Genomic DNA, 10,518 nt, shown 5'->3' on the forward strand with positions numbered 1-10,518 from the left:
CGAGCATGACCGTGCCGCTCGCGGGCCTCCGGCTCCTGCTCGTCGAGGACGAGGCGATGGTCGCGCTGATGATCGAGGAGATGCTGAACGACCTGGGCTGCATCGTCGTGGACGTCGCAGGGACCGTGTCGCGCGGCTTGAGTTTCGTCGAGGCGGCGGCGCGGACCCTCGACGCGGCGGTCCTCGATGTGAATCTGGGCGGCGAGAAGGTCTATCCGGTCGCCGAGAAGCTGGCCGCCAACGGCGTGCCGTTCGTGTTTTCAACTGGCTACGGCGTCGCCGGCATCGCGCCGGACTTCGCTCGCATTCCTGCGCTCGCCAAACCCTACAGCGCCAAGGCGCTCGAGGCGGCGCTGCTGACCGCGCTCGGCCGGACGAAACCCGACTCCTAGGCCGTTCAGGGCTTGGCGCGCCCGAACTGCGGGCGAACGACCTGGTTCTCGTCCGCCGGCTTTGGATTGGCGACGGGCGTGAGGCTGCGCGCAAGCGAGCGGTGGAAGGGGATCTGCAGCAACAGGTCGCCACCCATCGCCAGTTGAGCGGGGCCGAAGTCGCGCGAGAGATGGGCCAGGACGTCCTCCGGTATGCTGCCTTCTGGGGCGAGCGGATTCTGCATCAACCGTTCCTGATAGCGGCGCTCGTCGGCCTCGGCGTCGCCGGAGAGGTCGCCGATCCGGTCGAGCATGATCGTGGCCGCCGTGATGCCGGGCAGTGAGCCGGCGCCGATGCCGAGGCTCACACCGTCCAGGCGCTGGACGCGCCCTGGCGGGGGCGTGCTGAAGATCGCGAAGACCAGGGCGCCGCTCACGGCGTCGGTGGCGATGCAGAAGAGCTTGCCGCGAATGGGGAAGAGCCAGCCTGCATATACGGTTTCGCGGATTCCCATGCGGACTTCGAGCAGGCCGTCGTCTCCGAGCCGGAGCATGCCCTGGTCGTGGAGGAAGCGCCCCGGCGCGGCCTCCGCCGGGCGCGTGGTCTGGAAGAAGCACTCGAGGTCGGTGGCGCAGGTTTCGGTGGCGCTCTTGATCTGCCCCATGATGGGCAGGACGATGCCGTGGCCCGCGCCGTCCGGGCCCGGCGGTTGAACGCCGAACAGATCGGCGAAATCGGGCATCGCCCGATCCCAGTCCAGCATCGTGAACCCGGGCCGTCTGCCGGCGATGTAGCGGGTCAGGTGGGCCATGTTGTGGGTCGCCGGCGCCACGGCGCCCGAGACCCAGCGGCCGATCACCGACTTGTCGACCGCGAGGTCCGCCGCGAGCTGAGCGCGGCTCATCGAGAAGACCTTCAGCACCAGTTCCAGTTTTGCGCCGAACGGTGTTTTCGCCATGGACCTAGCCTAGCGCAGTACGGGGTCGCCCCGCCAGCCACGCGCGACGTGAACAGTCAGGACGTACTGAATTGCCTCCGCGCCGCGCCAAAGGCCATCACGCGCCTGAATAGTATCCCGACGCTCGCTTGGCGCTGATCTCGACGCCGGCGCGGGCGGGGACCATATCGTCGGGCAGGGCGACCTGGGTGACGATCTCGACGCCGGCGGCGGTGACGGCGTCGGTCTTCAGGTTGCTCATCGAGATCCAGCGGTCGATACGCTTCAGGCCCAGCCAATGCAGCACATCGACCGACAGCGCCTGGAAGCGCGCGTCGCAAATCCCGGCCACCTCGATGGTGCGGTCGAAATAAGCTTCGGCCCGGTCGCCACCGACGGCGCGGGCGCGGGCGTTGTAGACCAACAGCTTCACCACCTCGCCCAGGGCGCGGCCTTCCTTGCGGTTGTAGACCACCACACCCAGCCCGCCAGCCTGCGCCATGCGCACCGCCTCCTCCACCCCCAGGGCGAGATAGGGGCGGCAGGTGCAGAGGTCCGAGCCGAAGACATCGGAGCCGCCGCATTCGTCGTGGACGCGGCAGGAGACCTGCCGGTCGTTTGCATGCAGCAGGGCGGGGTCGCCGAACAGATAGATGCTGGTCCCGCCGATGGGCGGCAGGAAGACCTTGCGGTCCGGATCGGTCTTGAGCGCCGGGTACATGCCGTCGGAGCAGCGGAACAAGGCCTCGCGCAGGGCGCTCTCGGCCAGGCCGAAGCGGGCGGCGACTCCCGGCAGCCACCAGACCGGCTCGATGGCGATCTTGGTCACCGCGATGTCGCCGGCCCGGTTCAGCACGCGCCCGTCGGGACGCAGCCGGCCCAGGTCCACGGCGTCGTTGATCTCGGCCATCCGCAGGCTGCCGCCGGTCACCGCGATGCTGGGCCGGATATCGAGGCCCGCCTTGAACTCGGGAGCGAACACCTCGGCCACCCGGTGGCCCCAGGGATCGAGCGTGACGATCTTGCCGGGCTCCGACCATTGGGCGAAGGGGCCGATCTCCACGCTGGGCGCGGTCCCGGCGAGGTTCGGCCGATGATGCGCCGATAGGGCGCCGGTGGCTGCCGCCAGGGCCTGGTATGCGCTGAAGGTCCCGGCGTGGACGCCGATGGCGTTGCGCGCCCGCCCAGCGTCGAGGCCGGCCACCACAGGGCCGCGCAAGCGGGGGGTCGGCGCACCCCACGAGATCTCAGGCGGACGGGTCATCGCCTATTCCTTCATCAGCAGGACAGGGCGCGGCTGGGCCAGGCCGTGGGGCGCATCGAGGTCCTGGCCGCCGCGCAGGATGTAGACGATCTGCTCCAGGCGGCTCAGGCCCACCAGAGCCGCTGCGGCCGGGAGCCAGGCCTCCGAGCCGCTGAGCGCGATCAACGGCCAGAGGCAGAACAGCAGCACGGCGCCGGCCTTGGCAGACCAGAAGTGGAACATCAGGAACCGGCGCCGCAACAGCCACGAGACCGCCAGATAGACCAGCGGCCCGCCGAACAGCGCCACGAGCGCCGCTGTATGGCGCTCGGCGAGGCCGGGATAGGCCATCAGCAGGAAACCCAGAATGGCCAGGGAGAACAGGTTGTCGACCACGGCGTCGAGCTGGGCGCCGAAGGCCGAGGCCCGGCCGCTGCGCCGCGCCAGCCAACCGTCGATCAGGTCAGTCGCCGCCGCCAGGCCGTAGAGCGCCAGGGCCGCCTGCGCCTGGCCCGCCGCCAGCAGGCCGAAAATCGGCGCGATCAGCATGGCGCGCGAGAGGGTCACCAGATTGGCCAGCTTGAGGTGGCCTTCCTCGGTCAGCACCCGGCGCCAGAAGGCGGTCACGGCGCTGTTGCGGGTTGTTCGTCCAGGCGGATGGTCGAGGCCTGGGCGACGAGTTGGGCGATCTTGAAGACGCCGTGGTGCAGGGGGCAGACGATCTCGTCGTCGCCGTTGACGAAGCCGAACTTCAGCGGGCCGCCGCGATGGGGGCAGCGGTTGAGCACCAGATAGAGCCGGTCATCGTGGCCCAGCAGGAAATACTCCCGTCCGTCGCGGTAGATGGGCGGCAGGTCGGCGGCGATCCAGCTCGCGGCCATGGCGCTCAGGCCCCCACGCCGAGGGTCCGGCCGACGGCGCCGGGCGGGAAGGCTGCGAAGGCCGCGGCGCTGAGGACCAGGCCCAGGCCGCCGACCTGGATGCGCGCCGGCGCTGCGCCGAGCCGGGCCGCCGCCGTGGGCGTGATAGCCACACCCAGCATCGCCAGGTCGGGCGGAGCGGAGGCGGCCAGGCCCGCCTCGGCGGCGGCGTCGAAGGCCTGGCTGACCGCCAGCATGTGCTCGCCGGCGCGGGCGAAGGCCGATCGCGTCAGCTCGGCGCCGGCGACGATCTCCGCCCCAACCTCTTCGCCGTAGGTCTCGACCAGGGGCACGGCGACCTCGTCGATGACCATGCGGGTGTGGTGCAGGTCGATATGGGTGTGTTCGGCGAAATAGCGGGCGTCCGCGTCGGGGTGGAATTCCGCCAGATAGCGGGCGTGGTCGCGGGTGGAGCGCTGGTAGGCGGTCTCGGCGAACAGCAGGAACCCGACCTGTAGGAAGAAATTGCGTGGGTTCTGGAACAGGTGGTGGATGGCGTTGTGCAGCTCGAGCGCGGCGGTGTCGAAGAACGGCCAATAGGCGTTGTAGGTGTCCGACAGGCCGAAATCGCGCATGACGGCGCGGTAGAGCACGCTGTGCTTACGCCCATGGGCGCCATAGCCGAACTCGTCGATCAGGATGCGGAACAGGGCCGATTGCGGCGCGCCGAACTCGCCTACCACCCCCAGCGCCGAGGCCGAAGCCTCGGCCAGCAGGTCGGCGGAGGACTGGATCAGGAAGTTCCGGTAGTGGGCCTCTCGCTGCGGGCTGGTCCGCAGGAAGGCCGTGAAGGCGTCCTCAGGTCGCGCGCGCAGTTCCGGCAGGAGGGCGTCGGCATAGGCGGCGAGGTTGCGGCCATGCGCGGCCTGCTTGGCCGTCTCAAGCGCGGGGGCCAGGAGCTCATGCTCAAGCTCGGCGCGCAAGGCCTCGAGCCGGGCCATCTCGGCGGGATCGTAATGGCGGCGCAAGCGCGCCAGGATCGAGCCGCCGCCCGCATCCTCGGGAAGCAGCATGTAACGCGCCTGGTAGGCGCGCATCAGAGCCTGGTGCTTGGCGTGGCGCAGCCGGGCGGGGTCGGTGTCCCATCCTGCCTCACCGGCGTCGATGCGCAGGTCCCAGGCGGCGGGCGGATCGGTCCCGGCCCGGACGGCGAGGTGTCCGCCGATCTCGGCGATCTGGGCCGCGCCGATCATCCCGCCACCTGCAGGGGCCGATAAACCGACACCCCGACGCCGCTCTTGATGAACCAGTCGGTGAGCCGCCAGCGGGACAGGGAGAGCGCCGATGCGCCATCGCCGGCCCGCAGGAAGGTCGGAGCGTCGGCCGCGCCCGAGATGACGGGGATGTGCTTGATGACGATCCGCGAGACCATCTGCGCCTCGAACAGACTGTGCAGCAGGCGCGAACCGCCCTCCGCGATCAGGGTCCTGATCCCGCGGGAGTGGAGCAGGGCCATGAGGGCGGCCAGGTCGACGCGGTCCTCGCCACAGCGGACCACCTCGACCGTTGGCTTGGCGCGCAGGGCTGCCACCACCTCGTCCGGGGCGAGATCGCAGACCGCCACCAGGGTGGGGCGGCCATCGTTCAGTAGGCGCGAGTCCAGAGGCAGGGCGCCCATCGAGGCCGGGACCACCCGCAACGGGTCGCGGCCTTCCGCATAACGGACGGTGAGCTCGGGGTCGTCGCTGCGCACCGTGCCGGCGCCGACCATGATGGCGTCATGCAGGGCCCGTTGCTCATGGAACCAGGCCCGCAGATCGTCGCCATAGAAGGCGAAGAGGTCCTTGCTGGAAGCGCCCGGGCCCAGGGACAGTTTTCCATCGATCGTCAGTTCGGACAGGGTGGTGATCTCGAGCATCGGCTTCCCGTGGCGGATGGCTGTTTGGCCTGTCGCCATTGCAACGCTTGGTCTGGGGCTTTGTTGCGGCACGGACGATTGGAAAAGTTCTCGCCGGCCTGTCGGTCGGACCTTCGCCCGTTCGTCCTCAGTTACGAACAAGCCCGAAAGGAGATCTCCATGACCGACACCATCGATCCCAAGGCCCCTGCCGCCGTCGAAGTGAAGGGCGGCGTCGTGCCGTATTTGAGCATCGACGGCGCGACCAAGGCCGCGGCTTTCTACGAGAAGGCGTTCGGCGCGGTGATCGCCGCGCAATATCCGCCCGACGAACAGGGCCGGACCATGCACATCCACCTCTATCTCAACGGCGGCTCGCTCATGCTGAGCGACGGCTATCCCGAGCACGGCCAGCCCGCGCTGCCCGCCCAGGGCTACACCCTGATGCTGCCGGTGAGCGACATCCAGACCTGGTACAAGCGCGCCGTGGACGCCGGCGCCGAGGCCACCGTGAAGCCCGAGAAGATGTTCTGGGGCGACATCTATGGCGAGGTCCGCGACCCCTTCGGCGTCACCTGGTCAATGAACCAGCAGGCCTGACGGCCTCCTAGCTGAGCGCGCGCTTGTAGAGGGTCAGGAGTTCGCTCCAGGCCTTCTCGGCGGCAGGCTCGTTGTAGACTTGGCTGCCCTTGACCGTCCAACCGTGAGCGGCGCCCTCATAGACCTCGACCTTGTTCGGCCGCTTGGCGGCTTCGAGGGCGGCCTTGATCTTGTCCTTGGCGGTCGGGTCCTGCTTGTCGTCGTTGTCGGCGACGGCGACGAGGTACTCGGCGTGGCTCTTGGTCAGGGTGAGGTGGGGGCTGGTCGGCTGGTCGGTGTGCAGGCCTCCGCCATGGAAGCTCGCCACCGCGCCCACCCGGGCGGGCACGGCGCCGGCGGTGCGGAAGGCCAGCGGCCCGCCCATGCAGTAGCCTTGGGTTCCGACCTTCCTCTTCTTGTTGGTCTGGGGTTGGGCGTCGAGGAAGGCGAGATAGGCCGCCGCGTCGCGGTCGGTGCCCTCAGGTGTCACGCTGGCGCGCAGGGGGCCGAGCTTGGCGCGGTCCTCGGGGTTGGCGAAGTTGAAGCCGCCTTCGACGACCGGCGCGCGCTTAAGGCGGTAATAGAGGTTGGGGACCAGCACCACATAGCCCTCGGCGGCGAGCCGGCGGCCCATTTCGCGGAAGGCCGGGCGCAGGCTGACCACGTCGGGCCAGATCACCACGGCGGGCCAGGAGCCTTTACCCTGCGGGAAGTAGAGGGCCGCGTCCGCCACGCCGTCGAGTGTCTTCACCTCGACGTCCTTCTCGACCACCGGGACGGCGGCTCGAGCCGAGCCCGCGACGCCGACGGCGGCCACGGTCATCAGGCCGAAGGCACGGCGCGAGACCGACGGATCGTCGATCAGGCCCTGGTGGATGTCGTCGTCACACATGTGGGGTCTCCTCAGCTTTGCCGCAAAGCTTGGCCCCGAATGTTGCGCGGATGTGTCGGCGAGGGGAAGGCGGTTCCTGAACGCCAGCTAACCTGAGCCTCAGGACGCGTTCAGGGGCTGGGCGTCATCAAGGCGGCAACGGCCGTGAAACCCACGGCGCCCACAGGAACAGCAGCGATGTCAGCATCCCTCCATGTGGTGGCCGCAAGTCCGGCCGCGCCGGCCAGCCTGAGCGAGCGGGTCCGTCAGCTCCAGGCCGAGGCGCGCAGCCTGGCCCGCGAGCACGTCGATCTGCTGGAGGCCAATCTGTTGGCGATGCAGCGTATCGCCGACGAGATCGCCCAGGGCGGCGAGGCCTATCCTCCCGGGGTACGGGACATTGCACGCCGGCTGAGCGAGGACAGCGCGGCCAGGGGCCGTACGCTCGAGGCGATCATGGCGCGGCGCTGAGCCCGCCGGCCTCAACTTGACGCGACGTCTTGTGGCCTCGGGCCGTTGGCCCTAAGGGCAGCGCCATGCTGGAACATCTGAAGGCCAACAACCGGGCCTGGGCTGAGCGGATGCTCTCGGCCGACGCCGGGTTCTTCAAGCGGCTGGCCAATCAGCAGGCGCCTGAGTACCTGTGGATCGGCTGTTCCGACAGCCGTGTGCCGGCCAATGAGATCGTCGATCTCGATCCCGGCGAACTGTTCGTGCACCGCAACGTCGCCAACCTTGCCCCGCCGCAGGACGCCAACTACCTGTCTGTGCTGCAGTTCGCCGTCGACGTGTTGAAGGTGAAGCACGTGATGGTGGTGGGCCACTACGGCTGCGGCGGCGTGGCCGCGGCGGTGGACGGCCAACGGCGCGGCCTGGTCGATCACTGGCTGCACCCGATCCGCGAAGTCCATCAGGCGCACCGCCATGAGCTGGAGGCGATCCCCGAGGAAAGCGCGCGCCTGGACCGCCTGTGCGAGCTGAACGTGGTCCGCCAGGTGCGAAACGTGGCCTCCGACGTCTTCGTCCAGGACGCCTGGGCGCGCGGCCAGGATGTCTGCGTGCATGGCTGGGTCTATTCGCTGGCCAACGGCCTGGTCACCGACCTGGACGTAACAATAACCTGCTCCGACGACCTGGCCCGGCTGGACTAGGGCTCGGCCCTCAGGGCTTCACGTCATAGGCGCCGACGATTTCGGGCCGCAGGTCGACGGATGGCGCGAAGGTCGGCGTCAAGCGAGCGTGGGTCGCCTGTTCGTAGGCGTAACCTAGCGACAGCAGCCGCGCCTCCGACCAGGCGGTTCCGATGAAGGACAACCCCACCGGTAGGCCCGACACCTCGCCCATGGGCACGGTCAGGTGCGGATAGCCCGCCACGGCCGGCGGGCTGGAGAACGAGCCAAGCCAGCGGCTGCCGACCACCGGGTCGACGCGGGGCGCCGGGCCCCCGGTGACCGCCACCAGCACCTCGACATTGGCGTCCTTCAACCACTTGTCGATCCCATCGGGACCGGCCAGGCGCCGGCCGTCGTCGCGGGCCTTGAGATAGGTGGGGTCGTCGAGGCCGACCGCCGCCTGGGCGGTCTTGAAGGTTTCCTGGCCGAACAGCGGCATCTCCTGATCCGCATGGGCCTCGTTGAAGGCGATGAGGTCGGCCAGGGTGCGGGTCTTGACCTGCTCGGGCGAGGTGCTGGCCAGGTAGGCGTTGACGCCGGCCTTGAACTCCACCCGCAGCACCAGCTCCTCGGCCGCCGCGATCGCAGTGGTGCTCGGAGCGTTGACCTCCACCAGCACCGCGCCGGCCGCCTTCATGGCGCTCAGGGCCTTGTCATAGACCGCGTCGATCCCCGGGTGGCGCCCGGCCATGTTGCGCAGAATCCCGATCCGCGCGCCCTTCAGGGCGCCAGCGTCCAGGGCCGCGAGATAGTCGGTCCGACGGGCGTCGGCCTCCCGGGTGGCCGGGTCGGCCGGATCGGATCCGGCCAGAGCGCTCAGCATGGCCGCGGCGTCGGCGACATTGCGGGTCATCGGGCCGGCGGTGTCCTGGCTGGCGGAAATCGGCACCACGTGGGTGCGCGAGATCAGGCCCACGGTGGGTTTGAGCCCCACCACGCCGTTCATGGCCGCCGGGCAGGTGATCGAGCCGTCGGTCTCGGTGCCGACGGCGCCGGCCGCCAGCCCCGCCGACACCGCCGCGCCGGAGCCGGAGGACGAGCCGCAGGCCCCGCGGTCCAGGGCGTGGGGATTGCGCACCAGGCCGCCGACGGCGCTCCAGCCACTGATCGAGCGTGACGAGCGGTAATTGGCCCATTCCGAGAGGTTGGCCTTGCCTAGGATCACGGCGCCTGCGTCGGTCAGGCGGCGGACCAGGGGTGCGTCGCGCTCGGGCACGTTGTCCTTCAGCGCCAGGGAGCCGGCGGTAGTGGCCGTGCCGTCCCAGGATTCGATATTGTCCTTCAGCAGGATCGGCACGCCGTGCAGGGGGCCTCGGAGCTTGCCGGCTTTGCGCTCGGCGTCCAGCTTGCGGGCGTCGGCGAGCGCGTGGTGGTTGATCGCGATGACCGCATTGAGCCTCGGGCCCTCGCGGTTCATCGCCGCGATGCGGGCGAGATAGGACCGGGTCAAGCTCTCCGACGTGGTCGCGCCTGTCGTCATGGCCTGCTGCTGCTGGGCGAAGGACCCGAAGGCCAGGTCGTTCGCCGCCGCTGTTCCGGCCGCCAGGGTCATCGCCATCGTCAGGCCCGCCAGGATCTTCATGTCACGCCCCACCGCTGAGTTCCCATGGAGCGGCGCCGGGGCGGACATGACAAGGGCCGCGCCTGGAGAGCGCGGCCCTGTCGGAAACTGGCTACCCGGCGCTAGTGCTTCAGCGCGTCGCGGGCGGCGTCCTTGAGATTGCCGACGCCCTGCTGGATCTTGCCGGAAATCTTGTCGGCGGTCCCTTCGGCTTCGAGGCGCTCATTGCCCGTGGCCTTGCCGGCGGCTTGCTTGATCGAGCCCGCGGCGTCCTTGGCGGCGCCCTTGATCTGGTCTTTGTGCATCGGCGTGATCCTTCGGAATACGGGGCCAGAGGAGCGGCCCCGGTCAGAACTACGCGTGGGCGGGCGGTTCGGTTCCTAGCCGGCGGCCGTGCGGTCCAGCAGGGCGGCGAAGGCGGCACAGGCGACCTTGCGCGCTGTGGAATCCCCCATCAGCCGCTTGGCGTCGGCCTGGCCCAGGACATAGCTCTTCATCTGGAAAACCACGACGGCGGCCTCCTCGTCGGAGAGCTCGGGATCGCGCAGCGCCTTCGCCTCGCGGGTCAGCGCCTTGCGCCACTGCTTGACGCGGCGGATCAGGAGGTCGCGTAGCGGACCGGGCTGGTCGTCCAGCTCGACGCTGGCGGCCACGATCAGGCAGCCGCCGGCGGCGTTCTCCACCTCGGACCAGTCGAGCCAGCGATCGAAGACCATTTCCACGCGCGGCCGGCCCGGGGGCAAGGCCTCGGCGGGGCCCAATATGAAGTCCACGAAGCGGTCGAAACCCCGGTCTAGGGTCGCCAGCTCCATCACTTCCTTGGACTCGAAATGCTTGAAGAGGCCGCTCTTGGAGAGGCCCACGGCCTCGGCCACGTCATTGAGGCTGACCGCCCCAAAGCCCTTCACTGCGGCCTGTCGCGCGGTCTCATCGAGAATCCGCGCCTTGGTGGCGTCGCCCTTGCGCAAAGCCAAGCCTCCCCGCTTGACAGAAAGTGACCGATCGTGCTCTTTGAGCGGTAGTGAC

14 protein-coding genes are annotated in these 10,518 nt (G+C 69.3%); 4 read left to right on the top strand and 10 right to left on the bottom strand.

Annotated elements, in window-relative coordinates:
- Positions 1-5: 5 nt before the first annotated feature.
- Positions 6-392, top strand: coding sequence for a response regulator (locus Q8Q77_RS06650; RefSeq protein WP_305582403.1), 387 nt, complete (start codon positions 6-8; stop codon positions 390-392).
- Between the two features lie 5 nt (positions 393-397).
- Here the strand turns inward: Q8Q77_RS06650 and Q8Q77_RS06655 are convergent, their stop codons facing one another.
- The 6 genes from Q8Q77_RS06655 to Q8Q77_RS06680 form a co-directional block, all read right to left on the bottom strand.
- The gene (locus tag Q8Q77_RS06655) at positions 398-1,330 is read right to left on the bottom strand and encodes a hypothetical protein (protein ID WP_305582404.1); all 933 of its coding nucleotides are present in this window, start codon (positions 1,328-1,330) and stop codon (positions 398-400) included.
- 97 nt (positions 1,331-1,427) lie between these two features.
- Complete coding sequence (locus Q8Q77_RS06660; RefSeq protein ID WP_305582406.1) at positions 1,428-2,573, bottom strand: GTP cyclohydrolase II; 1,146 nt, start codon at positions 2,571-2,573, stop codon at positions 1,428-1,430.
- 3 nt (positions 2,574-2,576) lie between these two features.
- Positions 2,577-3,179, bottom strand: a complete 603-nt coding sequence (locus tag Q8Q77_RS06665; protein WP_305582408.1) for a CDP-alcohol phosphatidyltransferase family protein — start codon at positions 3,177-3,179, stop codon at positions 2,577-2,579.
- A complete protein-coding gene (locus tag Q8Q77_RS06670; protein ID WP_305582410.1) occupies positions 3,176-3,433 on the bottom strand; it encodes a Rieske 2Fe-2S domain-containing protein in 258 nt (85 codons plus the stop codon). Before Q8Q77_RS06670 ends, Q8Q77_RS06665 begins: the two co-directional genes overlap by 4 nt.
- Positions 3,434-3,438: 5 nt before the next feature.
- On the bottom strand, positions 3,439-4,665 hold the full coding sequence (locus Q8Q77_RS06675) for an iron-containing redox enzyme family protein (RefSeq protein WP_305582412.1): 1,227 nt from the start codon (positions 4,663-4,665) through the stop codon (positions 3,439-3,441).
- Entirely contained in the window at positions 4,662-5,330 is a 669-nt protein-coding gene (locus Q8Q77_RS06680) for a dihydrofolate reductase family protein (protein ID WP_305582414.1), read from the bottom strand. Before Q8Q77_RS06680 ends, Q8Q77_RS06675 begins: the two co-directional genes overlap by 4 nt.
- Positions 5,331-5,489: 159 nt before the next feature.
- Here Q8Q77_RS06680 and Q8Q77_RS06685 point away from each other — a divergent pair, with 159 nt between their 5' ends.
- Positions 5,490-5,909, top strand: a complete 420-nt coding sequence (locus Q8Q77_RS06685) for a glyoxalase/bleomycin resistance/extradiol dioxygenase family protein (RefSeq protein WP_305582416.1) — start codon at positions 5,490-5,492, stop codon at positions 5,907-5,909.
- A gap of 7 nt (positions 5,910-5,916) precedes the next feature.
- On the opposite strand, the gene Q8Q77_RS06690 is transcribed toward Q8Q77_RS06685, so the two are convergent.
- Positions 5,917-6,780: a dienelactone hydrolase family protein gene (locus Q8Q77_RS06690; protein ID WP_305582418.1), complete on the bottom strand. Its 864-nt coding sequence runs from the start codon at positions 6,778-6,780 to the stop codon at positions 5,917-5,919.
- Positions 6,781-6,957: 177 nt separating this feature from the next.
- On the opposite strand from Q8Q77_RS06690, the gene Q8Q77_RS06695 reads away from it, so the two are divergent.
- On the top strand, positions 6,958-7,230 hold the full coding sequence (locus Q8Q77_RS06695) for a hypothetical protein (RefSeq protein WP_305582420.1): 273 nt from the start codon (positions 6,958-6,960) through the stop codon (positions 7,228-7,230).
- A 65-nt stretch (positions 7,231-7,295) separates the two neighbouring features.
- Complete coding sequence (locus Q8Q77_RS06700) at positions 7,296-7,910, top strand: carbonic anhydrase (RefSeq protein ID WP_305582422.1); 615 nt, start codon at positions 7,296-7,298, stop codon at positions 7,908-7,910.
- 10 nt (positions 7,911-7,920) lie between these two features.
- On the opposite strand, the gene Q8Q77_RS06705 is transcribed toward Q8Q77_RS06700, so the two are convergent.
- The 3 genes from Q8Q77_RS06705 to Q8Q77_RS06715 all read right to left on the bottom strand — a co-directional run bounded on the left by Q8Q77_RS06705 (position 7,921) and on the right by Q8Q77_RS06715 (position 10,466).
- Complete coding sequence (locus tag Q8Q77_RS06705; protein WP_305582424.1) at positions 7,921-9,513, bottom strand: amidase; 1,593 nt, start codon at positions 9,511-9,513, stop codon at positions 7,921-7,923.
- Positions 9,514-9,614: 101 nt separating this feature from the next.
- Positions 9,615-9,797 (bottom strand): CsbD family protein, encoded by a 183-nt coding sequence (locus Q8Q77_RS06710; protein ID WP_305582426.1) that lies wholly within the window; start codon positions 9,795-9,797, stop codon positions 9,615-9,617.
- A gap of 75 nt (positions 9,798-9,872) precedes the next feature.
- Positions 9,873-10,466: a TetR/AcrR family transcriptional regulator gene (locus Q8Q77_RS06715; protein WP_305582428.1), complete on the bottom strand. Its 594-nt coding sequence runs from the start codon at positions 10,464-10,466 to the stop codon at positions 9,873-9,875.
- Positions 10,467-10,518 lie beyond the last annotated feature (52 nt).

Source organism: Phenylobacterium sp., assembly GCF_030698145.1.
Classification (GTDB): Bacteria; Pseudomonadota; Alphaproteobacteria; order Caulobacterales; family Caulobacteraceae; genus Phenylobacterium.

Excerpts from the sequence above, each read along its gene's own strand:
- Q8Q77_RS06650 (WP_305582403.1), top strand. The coding sequence starts at position 6 with ATGACCGTGCCGCTCGCGGGCCTCCGGCTCCTGCTCGTCGAGGACGAG.
- Q8Q77_RS06655 (WP_305582404.1), bottom strand. The coding sequence starts at position 1,330 with ATGGCGAAAACACCGTTCGGCGCAAAACTGGAACTGGTGCTGAAGGTC.
- Q8Q77_RS06660 (WP_305582406.1), bottom strand. The coding sequence starts at position 2,573 with ATGACCCGTCCGCCTGAGATCTCGTGGGGTGCGCCGACCCCCCGCTTG.
- Q8Q77_RS06670 (WP_305582410.1), bottom strand. The coding sequence starts at position 3,433 with ATGGCCGCGAGCTGGATCGCCGCCGACCTGCCGCCCATCTACCGCGAC.
- Q8Q77_RS06675 (WP_305582412.1), bottom strand. The coding sequence starts at position 4,665 with ATGATCGGCGCGGCCCAGATCGCCGAGATCGGCGGACACCTCGCCGTC.
- Q8Q77_RS06680 (WP_305582414.1), bottom strand. The coding sequence starts at position 5,330 with ATGCTCGAGATCACCACCCTGTCCGAACTGACGATCGATGGAAAACTG.
- Q8Q77_RS06685 (WP_305582416.1), top strand. The coding sequence starts at position 5,490 with ATGACCGACACCATCGATCCCAAGGCCCCTGCCGCCGTCGAAGTGAAG.
- Q8Q77_RS06690 (WP_305582418.1), bottom strand. The coding sequence starts at position 6,780 with ATGTGTGACGACGACATCCACCAGGGCCTGATCGACGATCCGTCGGTC.
- Q8Q77_RS06695 (WP_305582420.1), top strand. The coding sequence starts at position 6,958 with ATGTCAGCATCCCTCCATGTGGTGGCCGCAAGTCCGGCCGCGCCGGCC.
- Q8Q77_RS06700 (WP_305582422.1), top strand. The coding sequence starts at position 7,296 with ATGCTGGAACATCTGAAGGCCAACAACCGGGCCTGGGCTGAGCGGATG.
- Q8Q77_RS06705 (WP_305582424.1), bottom strand. The coding sequence starts at position 9,513 with ATGAAGATCCTGGCGGGCCTGACGATGGCGATGACCCTGGCGGCCGGA.
- Q8Q77_RS06710 (WP_305582426.1), bottom strand. The coding sequence starts at position 9,797 with ATGCACAAAGACCAGATCAAGGGCGCCGCCAAGGACGCCGCGGGCTCG.